The sequence below is a fragment of the Pseudohaliea sp. genome, from assembly GCF_054552115.1.
The window spans coordinates 1-18,429 of the sequence record NZ_JBTOLW010000031.1 but is presented as its reverse complement, the minus strand read 5'-3'; the positions used below and the strand labels follow the sequence as shown (position 1 = coordinate 18,429).

Annotated in this window: 19 protein-coding genes; 5 read left to right on the top strand and 14 right to left on the bottom strand. The window is 67.6% G+C overall.

The window, feature by feature from the left end; genetic code table 11:
• Window positions 1–204: 204 nt before the first annotated feature.
• From ACX93N_RS13580 to ACX93N_RS13570, 3 genes are read left to right on the top strand one after another with little or no spacing between them, the layout of a single operon-like run.
• Complete coding sequence (locus ACX93N_RS13580) at window positions 205–1,131, top strand: MBL fold metallo-hydrolase (protein ID WP_459428975.1); 927 nt, start codon at window positions 205–207, stop codon at window positions 1,129–1,131.
• A gap of 4 nt (window positions 1,132–1,135) precedes the next feature.
• Window positions 1,136–2,836 (top strand): bifunctional protein tyrosine phosphatase family protein/NAD(P)/FAD-dependent oxidoreductase, encoded by a 1,701-nt coding sequence (locus ACX93N_RS13575; RefSeq protein WP_459428974.1) that lies wholly within the window; start codon window positions 1,136–1,138, stop codon window positions 2,834–2,836.
• On the top strand, window positions 2,833–4,557 hold the full coding sequence (locus ACX93N_RS13570; RefSeq protein WP_459428973.1) for a SulP family inorganic anion transporter: 1,725 nt from the start codon (window positions 2,833–2,835) through the stop codon (window positions 4,555–4,557). Before ACX93N_RS13575 ends, ACX93N_RS13570 begins: the two co-directional genes overlap by 4 nt.
• A gap of 19 nt (window positions 4,558–4,576) precedes the next feature.
• Here ACX93N_RS13570 and sohB read toward each other — a convergent pair whose 3' ends face one another.
• From sohB to ACX93N_RS13500, 14 genes are all read right to left on the bottom strand, one after another.
• Window positions 4,577–5,689, bottom strand: a complete 1,113-nt coding sequence (gene sohB, locus ACX93N_RS13565; protein ID WP_459428972.1) for a protease SohB — start codon at window positions 5,687–5,689, stop codon at window positions 4,577–4,579.
• Window positions 5,690–5,708: 19 nt separating this feature from the next.
• Window positions 5,709–6,518 (bottom strand): NAD(+) diphosphatase, encoded by an 810-nt coding sequence (gene nudC / locus ACX93N_RS13560; RefSeq protein ID WP_459428971.1) that lies wholly within the window; start codon window positions 6,516–6,518, stop codon window positions 5,709–5,711.
• Window positions 6,519–6,634: 116 nt separating this feature from the next.
• On the bottom strand, window positions 6,635–8,326 hold the full coding sequence (locus ACX93N_RS13555) for a Na(+)/H(+) antiporter subunit D (protein ID WP_459428970.1): 1,692 nt from the start codon (window positions 8,324–8,326) through the stop codon (window positions 6,635–6,637).
• A complete protein-coding gene (locus ACX93N_RS13550; RefSeq protein ID WP_459428969.1) occupies window positions 8,319–8,570 on the bottom strand; it encodes a hypothetical protein in 252 nt (83 codons plus the stop codon). Before ACX93N_RS13550 ends, ACX93N_RS13555 begins: the two co-directional genes overlap by 8 nt.
• 10 nt (window positions 8,571–8,580) lie before the next feature.
• Window positions 8,581–10,041, bottom strand: coding sequence for a proton-conducting transporter transmembrane domain-containing protein (locus tag ACX93N_RS13545; protein WP_459428968.1), 1,461 nt, complete (start codon window positions 10,039–10,041; stop codon window positions 8,581–8,583).
• Window positions 10,038–11,528 carry a monovalent cation/H+ antiporter subunit D family protein gene (locus ACX93N_RS13540; protein WP_459428967.1) on the bottom strand — a complete coding sequence of 497 codons (1,491 nt, stop codon included), beginning with the start codon at window positions 11,526–11,528 and terminating at the stop codon, window positions 10,038–10,040. Before ACX93N_RS13540 ends, ACX93N_RS13545 begins: the two co-directional genes overlap by 4 nt.
• Window positions 11,525–11,884: a cation:proton antiporter subunit C gene (locus ACX93N_RS13535; protein ID WP_459428966.1), complete on the bottom strand. Its 360-nt coding sequence runs from the start codon at window positions 11,882–11,884 to the stop codon at window positions 11,525–11,527. Before ACX93N_RS13535 ends, ACX93N_RS13540 begins: the two co-directional genes overlap by 4 nt.
• A 9-nt stretch (window positions 11,885–11,893) precedes the next feature.
• Complete coding sequence (locus ACX93N_RS13530; protein WP_459428965.1) at window positions 11,894–12,889, bottom strand: DUF4040 domain-containing protein; 996 nt, start codon at window positions 12,887–12,889, stop codon at window positions 11,894–11,896.
• Window positions 12,886–13,242: a monovalent cation/H(+) antiporter subunit G gene (gene mnhG, locus ACX93N_RS13525; protein WP_459428964.1), complete on the bottom strand. Its 357-nt coding sequence runs from the start codon at window positions 13,240–13,242 to the stop codon at window positions 12,886–12,888. Before mnhG ends, ACX93N_RS13530 begins: the two co-directional genes overlap by 4 nt.
• A gap of 4 nt (window positions 13,243–13,246) precedes the next feature.
• Window positions 13,247–13,528: a monovalent cation/H+ antiporter complex subunit F gene (locus ACX93N_RS13520; protein ID WP_459428963.1), complete on the bottom strand. Its 282-nt coding sequence runs from the start codon at window positions 13,526–13,528 to the stop codon at window positions 13,247–13,249.
• Window positions 13,525–13,998: a Na+/H+ antiporter subunit E gene (locus ACX93N_RS13515; RefSeq protein ID WP_459428962.1), complete on the bottom strand. Its 474-nt coding sequence runs from the start codon at window positions 13,996–13,998 to the stop codon at window positions 13,525–13,527. Before ACX93N_RS13515 ends, ACX93N_RS13520 begins: the two co-directional genes overlap by 4 nt.
• Window positions 13,999–14,136: 138 nt before the next feature.
• Complete coding sequence (gene dnaQ, locus ACX93N_RS13510; protein WP_459428961.1) at window positions 14,137–14,850, bottom strand: DNA polymerase III subunit epsilon; 714 nt, start codon at window positions 14,848–14,850, stop codon at window positions 14,137–14,139.
• Window positions 14,847–15,293 carry a ribonuclease HI gene (rnhA, locus tag ACX93N_RS13505; RefSeq protein ID WP_459428960.1) on the bottom strand — a complete coding sequence of 149 codons (447 nt, stop codon included), beginning with the start codon at window positions 15,291–15,293 and terminating at the stop codon, window positions 14,847–14,849. The genes dnaQ and rnhA overlap by 4 nt, the downstream gene beginning before the upstream one ends.
• The gene (locus ACX93N_RS13500; RefSeq protein WP_459428959.1) at window positions 15,290–16,075 is read right to left on the bottom strand and encodes a class I SAM-dependent methyltransferase; all 786 of its coding nucleotides are present in this window, start codon (window positions 16,073–16,075) and stop codon (window positions 15,290–15,292) included. Before ACX93N_RS13500 ends, rnhA begins: the two co-directional genes overlap by 4 nt.
• Before the next feature lie 82 nt (window positions 16,076–16,157).
• Here ACX93N_RS13500 and gloB point away from each other — a divergent pair, with 82 nt between their 5' ends.
• Both gloB and ACX93N_RS13490 read left to right on the top strand, forming a co-directional pair.
• Complete coding sequence (gene gloB, locus ACX93N_RS13495; protein WP_459428958.1) at window positions 16,158–16,928, top strand: hydroxyacylglutathione hydrolase; 771 nt, start codon at window positions 16,158–16,160, stop codon at window positions 16,926–16,928.
• 29 nt (window positions 16,929–16,957) lie between these two features.
• Window positions 16,958–18,289, top strand: a complete 1,332-nt coding sequence (locus ACX93N_RS13490) for a LysM peptidoglycan-binding domain-containing protein (RefSeq protein ID WP_459428957.1) — start codon at window positions 16,958–16,960, stop codon at window positions 18,287–18,289.
• The last annotated feature ends 140 nt before the right edge of the window (window positions 18,290–18,429 follow it).

The window sequence follows — 18,429 nt, the reverse complement described above, 5'->3', positions numbered from 1 at the left end:
CTATCGACGGTCTGCCGTAGACCCCCCCGGGTTTAGGCCGCGAACAAAAACTTCACGTGATTTTTCAGTAGGTTGGCCTCTTCCGGAAGTTGCCATTGCCGTGCCTGGCACGTCTCGTGCTGCAGCACGGGCCGAAGGGCGCCGGCCCAGTGCCACACCGCCCGCGACCCATCCCCGACAGCGATAACGCCAGGAGAGAGCACGATGGAAAGCGCCCAGCCCGCCAGCAACCCCCGCAAAGCGGTAGTAACTCCCTTTTTCGATGAACCGACGAACACCCTGAGCTACGTGGTGCGCGATCCGGACAGCAACGCCTGTGCCGTGGTCGATTCGGTCCTCGACCTCGACTACCCGTCCGGCACCATCAGCTACGCGAGTGCCGACCAGATCATCAGCTTCGTCCGCGACAATCACCTGGAACTCGAGTGGATTCTCGAGACCCACGTGCATGCCGACCACCTGTCCGCCGCGCCCTACATTCAGCAGGAACTGGGCGGCAGGATCGCCATCGGCGACCACATCACCACCGTGCAGGAGACCTTCGGCGAAGTCTTCGCCGCCGGTCAGCGCTTCGCCCGCGACGGTTCCCAGTTCGACGTACTGCTCTCTGAGGGAGATGCCATCAACATCGGCGGCCTCGAAGGCTACGCCATGCACACCCCCGGCCACACGCCGGCCTGCATGACCTACGTGCTTGGTGACGCGATCTTCGTCGGCGACACGCTGTTCATGCCGGATTTCGGCACGGCCCGCTGCGATTTCCCGGGCGGTGACGCGGCCACCCTCTTCCGCTCGATCAAGCGTATCCTCGCGCTGCCCGAGGACACGCGCATCTTTGTCTGCCATGATTACCTGCCGAACGGCCGCGAGCTAGAGTTCGAGACCACCGTCGGTGCCGAGCGCAAGGACAACATCCACGTCCACGACGGCATCAGCGAGGAGGCGTTCGTGGCCATGCGCGAGAAGCGCGATGCCACGCTGGGCATGCCCTCGCTGATCCTGCCCTCGCTGCAGGTCAACATGCGCGCCGGGCACCTGCCGCCGGCGGAAGGCGAGCGTTTCTTTCTCAAGCTGCCGCTGAATGCCTTCGGCGGCCCGGACCTCGGCCGCCTGGCGCCGAAGGGGGAGTAAGGTCATGAGCGTCGATATCATAAAAGTCAGCGACGAGTACGCCGTAGCCGCCCAGATCACCGCGTCCGACATCGAGGCGATCGTCGCCTCCGGTGCGAAATCGCTGCTCTGCACCCGCCCGGACGGTGAGGCCAACGACCAGCCGACCTTCGCAGAAATCGAGGCGGTGGCCCGGGAGGCCGGCCTCGACGTAGCCCACGTGCCGGTCATCTCCGGCAAGGTGAACGACAGGAACGTGGATGACTTCCTCGCGGTGGTGGAGAGGCTCGAGAAGCCGATCCAGGCCTACTGCCGTACGGGAACCCGCTCCATGACCCTCTGGGCGCTCTACCAGCGCCGCCTCGGCGTCCCCGACGACGAGCTGCTGGCGCGGGCGAAGGCCTGCGGCTATGACCTGTCGCAGGTCCTGGTCGCGGCGAAGGACAGGACGGCCACCGCCGGCTCCCCGGGCCATCGCCGGGATCACTACGACATCGTCATCGTCGGGGCCGGCGCCGCCGGCATCGCTGTCGCTTCGAGCCTCATGGCGCGCACGCAGGACCTGGCCATCGCCATCATCGACCCGGCGGCCGTGCACTACTACCAGCCCGGCTGGACCATGGTGGGGGCCGGTGTGTTCTCGCAGCAGGAAACTGTCAAGACCACGGCTTCGCTCATTCCCCGGGGCGTGACCTGGATCCAGGCAGCCGTGGGTGACCTCGAGCCGGACCAGAACCGCGTCCTGCTCGAGGACGCACGTCCGGTCTACTATGACCGGCTGATCGTCGCGCCGGGCATCAAGCTCGACTGGAACGGCATCGAGGGCCTGGTGGAGACCCTGGGCGACAACGGCGTGACCTCCAACTACCGCTTCGACCTCGCCCCCTATACCTGGGAGCTGGTGAGCCAGCTGCGCTCCGGCCGCGCGGTGTTCACGCAGCCGCCCATGCCGATCAAGTGCGCCGGGGCGCCGCAGAAGGCGGTGTACATGTCCTCCGACCACTGGCAGCGCAGCGGTTGCCTGAACGATATCGATATCGCCTTCTACAACGCCGGCCAGGTGCTCTTCGGCGTGAAGGAATACGTGCCCGCGCTCATGTCCTACATGGAGCGCTACGGGGTCGACCTGAATTTCGGCAAGCGCCTGGTGCGCATTGACGGCCCGGGCCGCACCGCCTGGTTCGAGACGCAGAACGCTGAGGGCGAGACCGTAGAGGAAAGCACCCGCTTCGACATGATCCACGTGGTCCCGCCGCAGACGGCTCCGGACTTCGTCCGCGCCAGCCCCCTGGCCGACGAGGCCGGCTGGGTCGACGTCGATCAGAACACGCTGCAGCACAAGCATTACGAGAACGTCTGGGGCCTCGGCGACGCCATGAACGCGCCGAACGCCAAGACCGCCGCCGCGGCGCGCATGCAGGCGCCGATCGTCGCCAACAACCTGCTCCAGGCAATCGGCAAGGCGCGCGGCGTCGCCCACTACAACGGCTACGGCTCCTGCCCGCTCACGGTGGAACGGGGCAAGATCGTGCTCGCGGAGTTCGGCTATGGGGGCAAGCTGCTGCCGAGCTTCCCGCGCTGGCTCATCAACGGCGAGAAGCCCTCGCGGCTGGCCTGGATTCTCAAGGAGAAGATCCTGCCGCCGGTCTACTGGAAGGCCATGCTGCGCGGCCGCGAGTGGATGGTCGAGCCTGAACGGAGCAAGCCCGGCGCCAGCGCTGCATGAACGGCGGCCTGGCCCGCCTCCTGCCGCCCCTCGCCTGGCTGAGGGGCTACGGCGGCCCGACGCTCGCGAGCGACCTGCTGGCAGCGGTGATCGTCACGATCATGCTGATCCCGCAGTCTCTCGCCTATGCGCTCCTCGCCGGCCTGCCGCCGGAGATGGGGCTCTACGCGAGCATCCTGCCGCTGGTCGCCTATGCGCTCTTCGGCACCAGCCGGACGCTCTCGGTCGGCCCCGTCGCCGTGGCCTCGCTCATGACGGCAACGGCCGTGGGCAAGGTCGCCCAGGCCGGCACCGCCGACTACGCCAGTGCCGCGGTGGCCATGGCCCTCATGTCCGGCCTCATGCTAGCCGCCATGGGGCTATTGCGTTTCGGCGCCCTCTCCAACCTGCTGTCCCACCCGGTGGTTTCCGGGTTCATCACGGCCTCGGGGATCATCATCGCCATGTCGCAGCTGCGGCACATCCTCGGCATTCACGCCCATGGCGAGACGCTGCTGGATCTCGGCCACTCGCTCCTGGGGCACCTGGCGGATTTCAACACGGTGACCGTGGGCACGGGCATCGCCGCCCTGCTCTTCCTGTTCTGGGTGCGCCGGGGCCTGGCACCGCTGCTGGTTCGCGCCGGCCTGACGGCGACCACGGCAGGCATGGTGGCGAAGGCCGGTCCGGTGCTGATCATCGTGCTCACGACCCTGGCGAGCTACCTCGGGGGCTTCGAAGCCCGCGGTGTCGCCGTCGTCGGCACGGTACCGAGCGGCCTGCCCGCCTTCAGCACCCCGGTGTTTGACGCCAAGCTCTGGTCCGAGCTGGCCGTCTCCGCCCTCCTCGTCAGCATCATCGGCTTTGTCGAATCCGTGTCCGTGGGACGCACCCTGGCGGCCAAGCGCCGCCAGGCCATCGATGCAAACCAGGAACTCATCGCCCTCGGCGCCGCCAACGTGGCTTCCGGCCTCTCCAGCGGCTTCCCCGTGACCGGCGGTTTCTCGCGCTCCGTGGTGAACTTCGATGCCGGGGCGCAGACCCAATTGGCCAGCGTGTTCACGGCCGCGGGGATTGCGCTGGCGGCCCTCTTCCTGACGCCCGTGCTCTATTTCCTGCCCAAGGCCACGCTGGCGGCGACCATCATCGTCGCCGTGACCTCGCTGATCGACTGGGGCGTCGTTCGCCTGGCGTGGCGCTACTCGCGCTCGGACTTCATCGCCGTGACGGCGACCATCGCGGTTACCCTTGCCCTGGGAGTCGAACTCGGCGTGCTCGCTGGCATCATCGCCTCCATCGCCCTGCACCTGCACAAGACCTCCCGGCCGCACATCGCCGTGGTGGGCACGGTGCCGGGCACGGAGCACTACCGCAACATCGAACGGCACGACGTGCTGACCTACCCGAACCTCGTCTCCATCCGCGTCGACGAGAGCCTGTACTTCGTGAACGCCGCGTACCTCGAGAGCGCGATCTACGCGATCGTGGCCGCACGGCCGCGGGTCGAGCACGTCATTCTGCAGTGTACGGCGGTGAACGAGATCGACCTGTCGGCCCTCGAGGCCCTCGAGAACATCGATCACCGGCTGCGCGAACGCGGCATCTCGCTTAACCTGTCGGAGGTGAAAGGTCCGGTGATGGATGGCCTCAAACGCACCGACTTTCTCGATCACCTGAGCGGCGAGGTGTTCCTGAGCCACCACCAGGCGGTGGAGGCACTTCGCCCCCGCGAGGACAGCTAGCCAGCACCCGCCGCCGGGCTCAGACCTGGCGCCGGTCCAGGCCACGCTGCCAGAGCTTGAGCACGGTACGGGTGAGCGCCTCCTCGGCCGCCACGCCCAGCTTGTCCTGCCAGCTGCGCCGCTGGACGAAGCGCACCGCCAGCAGGTCCCGGTCCGCCGCCAGCGACGTCAGAAGCGCATCGGAGGTGCTGAGCTCGTCGACGAGGCCCGCTTCGAGCGCGCGGCGGCCGTACCAGATCTCCCCGGTAGCGACAGCGTTCACGTCGAGCGCCGGCCGGTTCTCGTGTACGAACGCCTTGAACAGCTCGTGGGTATCCTCCAGCTCCTCCCTGAACTTCTGCCGGCCCTTGTCGGTGTTCTCCCCGAAAAGCGTCAGGGTGCGCTTGTACTCGCCGGCCGTGAGCAGCTCAACGTCGACTTCGTGCTTCTTGAGAAAGCGGTGGAAGTTCGGCAGCTGGGCCACGACACCGATGGAACCCAGCACGGCGAAGGGCGCGGCGACGATCCGCTCCGCGACACAGGCCATCATGTAGCCGCCGCTGGCGGCGACCTTGTCGACACAGACCGTCAGGGTCACGCCGGCATCACGCAGCCGTTGAAGCTGGCTCGCGGCGAGGCCGTAGCCGTGGACGATACCGCCGGGGCTCTCCAGGCGCAGCAGCACGTCGTCACCCTCGCGCCGGGCGGCGAGCACGGCGCTGACCTCCTCCCGAAGCTGTTCAGCCGCCGCGGCGCGCAGGTCGCCGTCGAAGTCCAGGACGAAGGTCACGGGGCGTTCGCGGGGCCCGTCGCCTTCCGCTGCCGCCGCCTCGCCCGCCTGCCTGGCCGATTTCTTCGCAGCCTTCTTCGCAGTCTTCTTCGCTGCCTTCCTGCGGGCCTTGGCTGCTGCCTTCTCTGCCTTCTCCCGGGCCTTGGCGGCCGCCTTCGCGCCTTCCGGATCAAGCGCCTCGGTCAGCGTCTCGGCGTGCTGCCGGTAGTGCTCGTGCAGCTTGCGCACTTCCATGTGGCCTTCGCCGCTGCCCTTTTTCTGCCGCTGAGCGATCACGGCGATGCCCAGGACCAGCAGAAGCAGCGCCAGGACCACACTCACCGCCTGGGCCAGGAAAAGGCCGGCCTCACTCAGGAATTCCATCTGTCGCGCTCCCCCGCCGTCAGGCGATCTCGTCAATGTAGGCCTGGATCAGCTGCCCGGCGATGGACTGCGCTGGCGGCACCGGCGGCAGATCCCGGTAGTGGAACCAGTCCGCGTGAGCGATCTCGCCGGGCTCGCAGACGATCTCGCCGCCCGCGTAGCGCGCGTGGAAGCCCACCATGAGCTGGTCCGGAAAGGGCCAGGGCTGGGATCCGTAATAGCGCAGGTCCTCGACCTCCACGCCGACCTCCTCGCGCACCTCCCGGGCCACGCAGTGCTCGAGGTCCTCGCCCGCCTCCACGAACCCCGCCAGGGTGCTGTAGAAGGGCCGCCGCGTGCGGGCGTTGCGCGCGAGCAGGAGGTGCTCGCCGTTGGTCACCAGCACGATGACGCAGGGCGAGATGCGCGGGTAGACGTTGCGGCCGCAGCCCGCACAGCGCATCGCCCGCTCCCGCCCGTCCAGGGCCATCGGTTCGCCGCAGCGCCCGCAGTAGCGGTGGTCCCGCTCCCAGGCGAGCAGCTGTGCCGCGCGGCCTGCCAGGGCAAAAAGCGGCTCCTCGAGGCGTCCGAGGAGCTGGTAGAGGCTGCCGCAGTGATGCTGCATCGGGTCCAGTGCCGCTGCCTCGATCTCCACCGCAAAATAGGGCCGGCCCTGCCAGCGCCCGATGAACTGCTCGCGGCGCACCGCCCAGCCATTGGCCTCCAGCTGGCGCCGGCTCCACGCCGCCAGTCCACTATCGCGCAACCCGGTGACGAGGCGACCGCCCTCGAACACGAAGTAAAGGGCGTCGTCGTCCCTGTCCGGCGGCGGCGTCTCGAACTCGAGCATGATCAGAGATTCCTGCAGAAAGCGGCGCCCTGGGACACGCTAGGGTACGCAGCACCCCGGAAAGGCCGCAAGCTGCCACCGCGGCAGCCCGTACACGCAGGAAAGCCGTTCCGGGGTCACTGGAGATACTCGAGGAACACGTAGACCGCGAGCAGCAGGAGCACCCAGAGCGCGATGGTCCTCGTCGTCCAGACCCGCCCGAGGAGCCCCACCCTCAGGAGCAGCCCCTCCGTGCCCGTCACCCCGCCTGCCACCAGGCGCTGACCGCCCGCGCCGAGGGCGCTGAAGCCGCCGCCGGCAACGTTGCGCACCGCCAGCGCGGCCGCCGGCAGCAGCCGCCGGTAACTCCACTCGACATCGAGATTGGTGCTGGGCAGCTCCGGCGGGTACAGGCCCTTGAGGTTGAGCCAGACGAAGGCCAGGGCCGAGAAGAAAAGCAGCTGGCACTGGGTGAGGATATGCGCGGCCGTATAGGGCTCGTAGGCCACCGGGAAGGGGAGCCGGTCGTAGAGCACCCAGGGATAGATACCGTTGAACAGGCACAGCGCCGCGGCAAGCGCCATGGCGACGAGCATGCTCGCCGGTGCCTCCCGGCAGCGCAGGCCGGAGTCGTGCGCGTAGAAGGCAAAATAGGGAATCTTGATGCCGGCGTGGTGGAACACGCCGGCGGAGGCGAACAGCAGGGCCAGCCAGACGATCTCATGGTGTTCCTCCAGCGCCGCGACCATCACCATGGATTTGGAGACAAAGCCGGAGAACAGCGGGAAGGCCGAAATCGACGCGGCGCCGACGATGCAGAAGCCCGTCGTCCACGGCATGGACTTGTAGAGACCGCCGAGGTCCGAGCCGTTCATGCGCCCGGTGCGCAGGAGTACGGCGCCCATGGTCATGAACAGCAGGCCCTTGAAGATCACGTCGTTGAAGGCGTGGGCGACGGCGCCATTGATGGCAAGCTCGGTACCGATACCGATGCCGCAGACCATGAACCCCACCTGGTTGATGAGACTGTAGGCCAGCACCCGGCGCAGGTCGTTCTCGATCACGGCGAAGAAGATCGGGAACATGGCCATGGTGGCGCCGATATAGACGAGCAGTTCGGTACCCGGAAAGGCCCTCGCCAGCGCGTAAACCGCCACCTTGGTGGTAAAGGCAGAGAGGAACACCGTCCCCGCGGGGGTCGACTCCGGGTAGGCGTCCGTGAGCCAGTTGTGCAGGCCGGGGAAGCAGCACTTGACCCCGATGGCGAGGAAGATCAGCCAGGGGCCGAGGCCGTCGAGCGCCATGGCCGTGAACGCGGCATCGCCGCTCTCGGCAATGACCACCAGCGCGCCCGCCAGCAGCAGCACGCCCGACCCGACCTGGATCACCAGGTAACGCATGGCTGCGCCGAAGGCCCGCGCCGTCCGCCGCGCCAGCACCAGGAAAACCGAGGTCAGGGCAAGCAGCTCCCAGAACACGAACAGAGTCAGCAGGTCGCCGGCAAAAACGGCCCCGAGGGCGCTGCCCGCGTACAGCATCGCGGCCACCTGCTGCATGCGGTCGCGCAGCGAAAAGCCGTAAACGAAGCCGATGAAGGCAGCGAGGTGGAACAGGTAGCCGAAGAGCTCGCTGAGCCGGTCGACCTGCACCAGCACCAGCGAGTAATCGAACAGGGTCAGCGCGCCGCTGGCGCCGGCGTCGAGACTGTAGAGATTCCAGGCACCGACGACGGGCACCGCCAGGGCGAGCAGCCGGCGCGGGGCATCGGGCAGCAGCGCCATCAGCAGGCCACCGGCGTAGAAGACGAGAAACGGCGCGACGCTATTCATCGTAATAATCTTCCCCGCGCATCAGCACCTTGCGCATCTCCTTGGCGACCAGCACCAGGAGCACACAGGCGACGAAGCCGTAGAGGCAATAGAAGCCCCAGAGGGCCTCCCAGGGGTGATCGACATGGCGGTGGATCACGAAATCGAGCAGCAGGCTCAGGCCGCAGAGCGCGTAGAGGCCATAGATTAGGCGGCGCACGTTGCGCGGATCGTCGAAGAGGTGTTTCTTTTCCGGTTCGGTCATGGAACGGTCCTCATCCCGGCGGGAGCAGTCGGGCCCACTGGTAGAGGGGCTCCGCCGCGAAGAAAAGCACGAGACACAGCAGTGACGTGATGCCTATCGCAAGCAGGCTGGGCAGCGGGGCCTCGCGCACGCCCCGGAACTCGTCCCCGGCCGCCGGCTCGCGGAAGAACGCGAGCAGCGGGATCTGCAGCAGGTACACGATGTTCAGCAGCGACGACAGCATGAGGACCGCCACCGCCAGCAGCTCTCCGGCTTCGAGGGCACCGAGCACGAGGAACCACTTGCTCCAGGCGCCGCCGAGGGGCGGCAGGCCGATAATGCTGAGAGCGGCGATCGTAAAGGCCGCGAAGGTGAAGGGCATGGTCCTGCCGACGCCATGCAGTTCGCTGACCAGCGTCTTGTGCAGAGCGGTGTAGATGGCGCCGGCACAGAAGAACAGCGTGATCTTGCCGGCGGCGTGGGTAACGATGTGCATCGTTGCGCCGACGATGCCCGAGGCCGTGGCCAGCGCGGCGCCGAGGACGATGTAGGAAAGCTGGCTCACCGTCGAATAGGCAAGGCGGGCCTTGAGGTTGTCCTTGCTCATGGCAATGAGTGAGGCGAGCACGATGGTGCCGCTGGACACCCAGACCAGCCACTGGCCTGCTCCGGCGTCGGCCAGCGTGTCGATACCGAAGATGTAGATTACCACCTTGAGGATGGTAAAGACGCCGGCCTTTACCACCGCCACCGCATGCAGCAGCGCGGAGACCGGGGTCGGCGCAACCATGGCCGACGGGAGCCAGCGGTGCACGGGCATCAGGCCGGCCTTCGCCGTGCCGAAGGCGAAGAATGCGAGCAGCACGCCGAGCGCGAGTGGACCGGTGCCCGCGAGGATACCGCCGGGGGTGAAGTCCAGGGTCCCCGCCTTTGCATAGGTCCAGATGATCGCCGGCAGCAGCAGCCCGATCGATGTGGCGAGCAGCAGGCCGAGGTAGACGCGCGCCGAGCGCACGGTGGACGCATCACCCTTGTGGCTGACCAGTGGGTAGGTCGAGATGGTGAGAATCTCGTAGAAAACGAACAGCGTCACCAGGTTGCCAGCAAAGGCCACGCCGAGCGCAGCAAAGATGGCCACGGCGAAGGCAATGTAAAAGCGCGTCTGGTTTTTCTCGCGGTTGCCGCGCATGTAGCCGATCGAATAGATCGAGTTGACGATCCACAGCGTCGACGCCAGCGCGGCGAACAGCATGCCCAGGGGCTCGAGGCGGAAGACCAGCGCAAGGCCGTCGAACAGCGTCACCAGCTCCAGCTGCGGTGCCGCGCCGGCGAGCACGGACGGCACCAGGCCCCAGACCGTGAGTGCCAGCACGCCGGCGGTAGTCAGCGTCACCGCCTCTCGGAGGTTCGGCACGCGCCCGGCTGCGGCTATGCCGGCGGCACCGCCCAGGGGCAGCAGCAGGGCGATGAGCATCAGCTGTTCCGGCTTCATGGCGCTTCACCCAGCAGCGTTGCGGTGGCGGCCCGGGCGAGGCCGAGCGGCAGCCTGCTGTCGATACCGAACCAGAGGTTGGCCAGGGTCACGACCCACAGCGCGGCCAGCATCATTGGCGGCGCTTCGCGAAGCGGCGTCGCGTCCTCGGGCCGCGGCTTGAAATAGGCGGCCTCGACGACCTTCCATACATAGACGACCGCGAGCAGCGATGACAGCAACAGCGCCCCGGCCAGGACATAGCCGGGTACGCCGAACTCGAGGCAGGCCTGGATCAGGTACCACTTGGAGACGAAACCCGTGGTGAGCGGCACCCCGATCATGGAAAGTCCGGCGAGCACGAAAGCCGCCATGGTCAGCGGCATGGCACGGGCGCAGCCGGCAATCGCCGGCAGCTGGACGCTGCCCGCGCGATAGGCGATGGAAACAACCGCCATAAACAGCGCCCCCTTGATCAGCGCGTGGTTGAAGAGGTGAACAATGGCGCCGGTGAGGGCCAGGGGCGTCAGCAGGGACAGGCCGAGGAGGATGTAGCCGATCTGGGCAACGGAGGAATAGCCGAGCATGCGCTTGAGGTTGCGCTCGAAGACGGCAACGGTAGAGCCGACAAGGAATGCCACCACCGCCAGGGGAATGAAAAAGGCGCTGACCTGGGCAGCATGCTCCGACAGGTGGGGCAGGAACACCACCAGGTCAATGCGGATGAGCACGTAGAGTGCCGCCTTGGTGGCGCAGGCTGCGAGGAACACGCCGACCGCATGCGGCGCAAAGGCGTAGGCGTTGGGCATCCAGGCGTGAACGGGGAACATGGCGGCCTTCAGCGCAAGGCCCAGGGTAATGAAGCCGGCCGCGACCAGCACAGGACGCAGCTCCGACACCTCGCCGATGCGCGTCGCCATATCGGCGAGATTGAGGGTACCGGTCATCAGGTAGATGAGGCCGACACCGATCAGGTAAAAGGTCGCGCCCAGGGTCCCGAGGATGATGTAGCGATGGGTTGCCATGAGCGCCCGCCGGTCCGGCCCCGCGGCGATGAGGACATAGCTGGCGAGCGAGGAAATTTCCAGGAACACGAAGAGGTTGAACGCGTCGCCGGTAGTGACCATGCCGCAGAGCGCGGCGAGCACCAGCAGCCAGGCAGCGAAGAAAAGCGGCGCCCGTTCTTCGCCGATCTCCTGGTCGAGCGTGGCCTTGCCGAACAGCAGCGCAGCGGTGGAAGCGCCGCTGATGATGAGGAGGAGGAGCACCGAGAACTGATCAACGGCCAGCTCGATACCGTAGGGCGGGGCCCAGCCGCCCACCGCGTAACTCAGTGCTCCGGCGGCGGCGACCTGCCTGGTGAGGGCAATTGCCAGGATAAAGGTCAGCACGCTCGTTGCGGTAGTGGCCGCCCAGGGCAGCGAGCGCACACGCAGCAGCGTCACTACCGGTGCCAGCAGAAGCGGCACCACGATCTGCAGCGCCGGCAGATGTACCTGGATACTCATGAGCCGACGTCCTGCGCCTTGATGTCGTCCTCTTCTACGGTGCCGTAGGCCTCGCGGATGCGCACGACCACGGCAAGACCGAGGGCCGTGGTGGCAATACCGACGACGATGGCGGTGAGGATGAGTACCTGGGGTAGCGGGTTGGAAAAGATACGTTCCGTATTCCCATCGAGGAAAATGGGCGCCGTGCCCCCCTCGACCTTGTTCATGGATATGTAGAGCAGGAACACCGCGCCCTGAAATATGGAAAGGCCGATGAGCTGCTTGACGAGGTTGGTCTTGGCGATGACAGCGTAAAGGCCGATCACCAGCAGCACGGCAAAAACCCAGTAATTGAAGTAAGCAAGGATAACCATGGTCGGATCTCAGCGGCTGGCGCGTCGGGCGAAGGCGTGGAACACGGAAATCAGTACGCCGGTCACGGTGATGCCGACACCGAGCTCGATGAGCAACAGGCCCAGGTGCTGGCCCGATGACGGAACCTCGCCAAGCACCGAGTAGTCGAGGAAGTTACCCCCGAGGAGGACGCAGACCAGACCGACACCGCCATAGAGCAGCGCGCCACCGGCGACCATGAGCCGCAGCACCCACTCGGGCAGCAGCTCCCGGCCGCGATCATCGCCCTCGAGGATCGAGTAGAGGATAATCGCAGCGGCCGCGATGGCACCGGCCTGGAACCCGCCCCCGGGGCTGTACTCCCCGTGGAACTGCACGTAGAACGCGAACAGCATAATGAGCGGGACCATGCCGCGACCCACGGTGCGTGGTATCACGTGGTGGCGGAGGGAACGCTGGCGGGCATCGAGCTCGGAGCCGGACAGCTCCACCAGCGTGTGGCGCACGCCCAGGATCGACATGACACCGATGCCGGCCGTGAAAACGACGAAGACTTCCCCCAGGGTATCGAAGCCGCGGAAAGAGCCGAGGACCGCGGTCACCACGTTGGGAATGTCGATGAGCGGCAGGGTGTTGGCGAGGTACCAGGGCGCGACGTGCTGGTGCACCGGTGCGCCACCGTCGCCGATATGCGGGTTCTGGACGCTGGCGTAAAAAAGGAGGCCGGCGGTGGCAACGGCGACGGCAAGGGCGAGCCACCGGCCCCGGCGCCCCACCATGTGCGGTGCCTCCTTCTGGCCGGTCAGGGCGAGGGCCCCCAGGAACAGGACCGTCGCGACCCCGGCGCCCACGGCGGCCTCGGTCAGGGCGACATCCGCCGCATCGAGGAGAAAGAAATTAACGGCCATCAGCAGCGAGAAGATCCCGGAGAGCATGACCGCCGCAAACAGGTCCTCGCTGCGCACGATGGCCAGCGCCACGATAACCAGCAGGATGAGCAGGAATACACCGAAGACCAGTGTCACGTGCGCGCCTCCTTCTCTCCTTCCTCGACTTCCGCGGTGCCGCTCTCGTCGCTGAGCACCGCAGGGCGATAGCCGGAACCCATGGCCGCGTTACCGAGCGCATAGGCCGCCGTCGGCGACGTTACGAACAGGAACACAAGAATCACGGCGAGCTTGAACAGGGCCAGGGTCCAGCCGGCCTGCAGCGACAGCCCCGCGAGCACCAGCAGCGGGCCGGCGGTGTCGGTGATGCTCGCCGCGTGCATGCGCGTGTACAGGTCCGGCAGCCGCAGCACACCGACACCGCCGACAAAGACGCAGAAACCGCCCGCGGCAAGCAGGGCGAAGCTGAGCAGATCGATCGCACCCGCCATAACGCTAACGCCCCTGGCGCTCGTAGCGCCGGCGGATCTCCCGGGACTGGAAGAACTGCAGCACGGCCAGGACCCCGATGAAATTGATGAGCGCATAGGCGAGCGCAAGATCGAGAAAATCCGGGCGCCCGAGCATGAACGCCGTCACCGCGAGGAAAAGTACGGTCTTGGTGCCGAACATGTTGACGGCGAGCACCCGGTCATAGAGCGACGGACCGAGCAGCGCTCGCGCCAGGGCCAGGGCCATGGTCGCGATCAGGGCAAAGAGCACCGGGTAGAACATCATGCGCTTGTCTCCAGGGCGCTGACACGGCGGTCCATCTCGCCGCTGCGCAAGCCCTCCACGCCGGCGCGCTCCAGCGCGTGCACCAGCATCGTCTCACCGTCCACGTCCAGGGTCAGCGTGCCCGGCGTCAAAGTGATGGAGTTGCCGTAGATCACCCGGCAGAGAGGCGAGCGCTGGCTGGCCTTGAGCTGGAACAGGACCGGATCCAGTGCCATGCGCGGGCTCAACACGATGCGCATCACCTGCAGATTGGCCAGCAGGACCTCCTTGACCAGCCAGGGCAGATAGGCGCCCAGGCGCAGCGGGCGCAGCGCCGGCTCCTCGCCTTCCCCGGTGCGATGCATGCGACTGGCGAGCCAGACGCAAAGCAGACAGGAGACCAGGCCGAGGCCGAGCACCATGGGCTTCATGAGCCCGGACAGGAGCAGCCAGAGCACGATGAAGGTGAGGAGCAGGCCGAGCGCGCGCATCAGGGAACCGGCCGGCGTTGCAGGGAAAGCTGCTTGTGCATTATTGATCTGCCTCTCGTCCGAAAGGGATGCAATGGTAGCGATTTTTAGCGAGGAGTCCAGAAATGCCGCCGACGCGCCGGCAGCGGACAGCACGCATCAGGATCTGCGCCAGGCCACGGTGCCGCCGCTGGCCGCCGCGATCGCATCCAGGGCCGCCTCGTGTGCCGCCAGCTCCGCCGCACTCGGGCCGATAACCGGCAGCCGGGGCCGGTCCGCCGGCAGCCGGCGCGGCTCCACGCCAGCGCCCTGCCCGTCCGCCGCGCGGCTCGAGGATTCCAGCTCGAACGTCGTCTGGCCACCGGTCATCGCCAGGTAGACGTCGGCGAGAATCTCCGCGTCGAGCAGTGCGCCGTGCAGTTCCCGTGAAGCGTTGTCGACATCGTAGCGCTGGCAGAGGCTGTCGAGGTTGTTGCGCTGGCCCGGGTGCCGGTCGCGGGCCATGAGCAGCGTGTCGACCACCCGGCAGCGCGCGGCGAGGCCCGGCTCACTGCCATCGACGCGGCGCAGCTCGTTGTCGAGGAAACCGACGTCAAAGGGCGCGTTGTGGATGACCAGTTCCGCGCCGTCGATGAACTCGAGGAATGCCGAGGCGACGCGGGCGAAGGTCGGCTTGTCGGCCAGGAACTCGTTGGTGATCCCGTGCACCTCGATGGCGCCGAGGTCGATCTCCCGCTCCGGGTTGATGTACTGGTGGAAATGACGTCCGGTCAGGCGCCGGTTGAGCACCTCGACACAGCCGATCTCGATCACCCGGTGGCCCTGGCTCACCTCCAGGCCCGTGGTTTCCGTGTCCAGTACCACCTGTCTCATGGCGCTTCCATCGTGAGTTCGTCGATGCCGCGGTTGGCAAGCGCGTCGGCACGCTCGTTGCCCTCGTGGCCGCTGTGACCCTTCACCCAATCCCAGTGCACGCGGTGCCGCTGTACCTCGGCGTCGAGCGCCTGCCAGAGCTCGGCATTCTTGACCGGCTTCTTCGCGGCGGTGCGCCAGCCGCGCGTCTTCCATCCCGGCAGCCACTCCGTGAGCCCCTTCATGACATAGGTGGAGTCGGTCGTCAGGGTGACCTCGCAGGGCTCCCGCAGGGCCTTCAGGCCCTCGATGGCGGCGCGCAGTTCCATGCGGTTGTTGGTCGTAGCCGGCTCGCCGCCGTAGAGCTCGCGCTCGTGGTTGCCGTAGCGCATGAGCACGCCCCAGCCCCCGGGTCCCGGGTTGCCGCGGCAGGCCCCGTCGGTGAACAGTGCAACGCGCTTCACGCGGCGATATCGCTGCCCTGGCGCCGCGGGTGCCGCGGCATGCCGCCGGAGGATGCGGCCGGCTTCGGCACCAGGCCCATGAGGCGGCGCGGCACGGCCAGGCGCTCCGGGGCCCGGCGTATGTTGGGCACTTCCTTGATCGCGTGCGCGATGTAGAGGGAACCGCCCGGGAGGTTGCGCCGCATCGCCCAGCTGTCGACCCGGCCCACCGTACGCCGCAGCCGGTCCCCGCCCCAGAGCGGCAGCGGGCAGACGTGGTGAAACTGCTCGAGTTCGCAGCCGACGAGGTGCAGCCAGTCCGTCAGGCGCCCCTGGCTCACCGGGCGCAGCGCCCGCCAGGGACCGCGTCGCGCGAGGCCGCGGGCGCGCTGCGACAGGCCCAGCAGGCTCGCCGGGTTGAAGCCGATGATCAGCAGGTGCCCGTGCGGCGTCAGCACCCGCTGCATTTCGCGCAGGCACTGGTGCGGTGTCGCGCAGAAGTCGAGCGTGTGCAGGGCGACCACCATGTCGACGCTGTCGCTCTCCAGCGGCAGCTCGTCGCAGTGGCAGACGAGGCTGACACCGCCGGCCGCCTGTTCGCCGGCGAGGATGCGGTGGCGGATCGGGCTCGGGCCGAGGAGGTTGCGCAACGGCAGCGGGCCGAGCTGCAGCGTGTGGTAGCCGAAGGCCACGTCGAGGAGGGGCCGCAGCCGCTCGCGCAGCGCGCCGTACAGGAACTCGCCGCCGTCGCGCGCGTACCAGGTTTCCAGTTGCTGGGAAATCTCGCTAAACTCGCGGTTCATCCGGGCACCACGTGCTGGCCAGCTTAAGAGGGTAGCCAGCGCGGGATGCCTTTGGCAACCGCTTTTCTTCGTGAGGGACCCCATGGCAATGATCGAGCCACTACGCGCCTTCAGCGACAACTACATCTGGCTCTTCGACGACGGGGCCGGCAGGGCCCTGGTGGTCGACCCCGGCGACCCGGAACCAGTGCGCAGCGCCCTCGAGGCACGCGGCCTGGTTCTCGAGGCCATCCTGGTCACCCACCATCATTTCGACCACGTCGGCGGTGTCGAGGCGCTGAAAGCGGAGACCGGCTGCACGGTGTACGGCCCCGACAACCCCGACCTCCCCTTCATCGACCGCCGCCTGCGCGACGGCGACGCGATCACGGTACTGGGCGTCTCCTTCGAGGTGCTCACGGTCCCCGGCCATACCCTGGATCACATCGCCTATTTTGCGGCGTCGCCGACCCCCGTGCTGTTCTGTGGCGACACCCTCTTCGCCGGCGGCTGCGGCCGGCTCTTCGAGGGCACGCCCGCGATGATGCACGCCTCCCTGCAGCGGCTCGCGGCCCTGCCGCCGGAGACGGCGGTCTACTGCGCCCACGAGTACACTCAGGCCAACCTCGCTTTCGCCAGCGCCGCCGAGCCGGCCAATGCGGCCCTGGCCGCGCGCGTCGCCGAGGTGCGTGAACGGCGCGCGCGCGATGAGCCCACGATCCCGTCGTCCATCGCACTCGAGCGCGAAACCAACCCCTTCCTGCGCCCCGACGCCGACGGCATCCTGGCCGGCCTCAGCGCCGCGGGCCAGGTGCCCGCAGGCGACAGCGTCGGCCGCTTTGCCCAGCTCCGCGCCTGGAAGGACAGTTTCTGAACCATGGCTTCTGCATCATGGCGCAGCGGATGACCCGGCTCTGCCTCGCCGCCCTGGCGGTGCTCCTGCTGGGTGCCTGCCAGGCCCTCGGGCCGGTCGGCGCGGAAGTTGCCCGGGAAAACACCCCGTCCGGTGAAGACCTGCTGGTGTCGGCCCCGGCGCGGAAACCGGTCGAGGCGCCCCTGCCGCCCCCGGAGGACCTCTGGGAACGGCTGCGGCGCGAGCTACGCTGGCACGACATCCACAACGCACAGGTCGCCCGCGCCCGGGACCACTTCCTGTCCCAGCCGCGCTACCTGTCGGTGGTCGGAGAACGCGCCCGCAACTATCTCTTCCACATCGTCGAGGCCGTCGAGGCGCGCGGCATGCCGGCGGAGCTGGCGCTGCTGCCCCTGGTGGAGAGCACCCTGAACCCCTACGCGGTTTCGCCGCAGCGGGCAGCGGGACTCTGGCAGATCATGCCGGCAACGGCAGACTACCTGGGCATGCCCCGGGACTGGTGGTACGACGGGCGCCTGGACGTACGCCTCGCCACGGAGGTCGCCCTCGACTACCTCCAGTCGCTCAACGATGACTTCGAGGGCGACTGGCTCCTCGCCCTCGCTGCCTACAACGCCGGCAAGGGACGCGTCGCCAGGGCCGTGGCGCGCAACGCACGTGCCGGCCGGCCCACCGACTACTGGTCCCTCGAGCTGCCCCGGGAGACGCGACACTACGTGCCGCGGCTCATCGCGCTGGCGGCGATCGTGCGCTACGCCGATGCGCTCGGCGCGGAGCTGCCCCCGGTCCCCAACGCCCCGGCCTTCCTGGCCGTGCCCACTGGCGGCCAGATCGAGCTGCAGCGTGCGGCACAGCTCGCGGGCGTAGACTTGCGCACGCTGCGCGCCCTGAATCCCGGCCACCTGCGCTGGGCGAGCGCACCGGGCCGGGATGAGCTGCTCCTGCCCGCAGACCGGGCCGACCGTTTCCGGCGTGGTGTGGCGGCGCTGGCACCGGAAGACCGGGTATCCTGGGCCCACTATCGCATCGAACCGGGTGACAGCCTCGTGCGCATCGCCCGCCGCTTCGACACGCGCGTAGCCCTGCTGCGGGAGGTGAACGACATCGACGGCCACCTGATCCGGGCGGGAGACACGCTCCTGATTCCGCGTGGCTCCGCGTGGCCCGACAGTCTCGCCCTCGCCGACGCCGCGGGACCGCGCAAGCCGCGAGGGTACCGCGTTCGCCCGGGGGACTCCCTCTACCGCATTGCCAGCCGCTTCAACATAACCGTGGACGACCTGGTCAGCTGGAACGCCCTGGACCCGAGCCAGTACCTGCAGCCGGGCCAGCAGCTGCGCTTGTTTCCCAACGGCCGCTAGTTCGCCGCGTCTGCCCACCTTCGCGCACGATAACGGGGTGAGCGCGGGATACTTCTCTCAGTCGCTCCCCGATACACGCTTTGTGAGAGAAGTATCCCGCGCTCACCCCTCGCGCCTCGCGTACTTCAGATGCTGAGGCG

What these genes read in the sequence shown, in the direction of transcription:
- ACX93N_RS13580 (WP_459428975.1), top strand. Translation starts at nt 205, where the DNA reads ATGGAAAGCGCCCAGCCCGCCAGCAACCCCCGCAAAGCGGTAGTAACT.
- ACX93N_RS13575 (WP_459428974.1), top strand. Translation starts at nt 1,136, where the DNA reads ATGAGCGTCGATATCATAAAAGTCAGCGACGAGTACGCCGTAGCCGCC.
- ACX93N_RS13570 (WP_459428973.1), top strand. Translation starts at nt 2,833, where the DNA reads ATGAACGGCGGCCTGGCCCGCCTCCTGCCGCCCCTCGCCTGGCTGAGG.
- sohB (WP_459428972.1), bottom strand. Translation starts at nt 5,689, where the DNA reads ATGGAATTCCTGAGTGAGGCCGGCCTTTTCCTGGCCCAGGCGGTGAGT.
- nudC (WP_459428971.1), bottom strand. Translation starts at nt 6,518, where the DNA reads ATGCTCGAGTTCGAGACGCCGCCGCCGGACAGGGACGACGACGCCCTT.
- ACX93N_RS13555 (WP_459428970.1), bottom strand. Translation starts at nt 8,326, where the DNA reads ATGAATAGCGTCGCGCCGTTTCTCGTCTTCTACGCCGGTGGCCTGCTG.
- ACX93N_RS13550 (WP_459428969.1), bottom strand. Translation starts at nt 8,570, where the DNA reads ATGACCGAACCGGAAAAGAAACACCTCTTCGACGATCCGCGCAACGTG.
- ACX93N_RS13545 (WP_459428968.1), bottom strand. Translation starts at nt 10,041, where the DNA reads ATGAAGCCGGAACAGCTGATGCTCATCGCCCTGCTGCTGCCCCTGGGC.
- ACX93N_RS13540 (WP_459428967.1), bottom strand. Translation starts at nt 11,528, where the DNA reads ATGAGTATCCAGGTACATCTGCCGGCGCTGCAGATCGTGGTGCCGCTT.
- ACX93N_RS13535 (WP_459428966.1), bottom strand. Translation starts at nt 11,884, where the DNA reads ATGGTTATCCTTGCTTACTTCAATTACTGGGTTTTTGCCGTGCTGCTG.
- mnhG (WP_459428964.1), bottom strand. Translation starts at nt 13,242, where the DNA reads ATGGCGGGTGCGATCGATCTGCTCAGCTTCGCCCTGCTTGCCGCGGGC.
- ACX93N_RS13520 (WP_459428963.1), bottom strand. Translation starts at nt 13,528, where the DNA reads ATGATGTTCTACCCGGTGCTCTTTGCCCTGATCGCGACCATGGCCCTG.
- ACX93N_RS13515 (WP_459428962.1), bottom strand. Translation starts at nt 13,998, where the DNA reads ATGCGCGCGCTCGGCCTGCTCCTCACCTTCATCGTGCTCTGGCTGCTC.
- dnaQ (WP_459428961.1), bottom strand. Translation starts at nt 14,850, where the DNA reads ATGAGACAGGTGGTACTGGACACGGAAACCACGGGCCTGGAGGTGAGC.
- ACX93N_RS13500 (WP_459428959.1), bottom strand. Translation starts at nt 16,075, where the DNA reads ATGAACCGCGAGTTTAGCGAGATTTCCCAGCAACTGGAAACCTGGTAC.
- gloB (WP_459428958.1), top strand. Translation starts at nt 16,158, where the DNA reads ATGGCAATGATCGAGCCACTACGCGCCTTCAGCGACAACTACATCTGG.
- ACX93N_RS13490 (WP_459428957.1), top strand. Translation starts at nt 16,958, where the DNA reads ATGACCCGGCTCTGCCTCGCCGCCCTGGCGGTGCTCCTGCTGGGTGCC.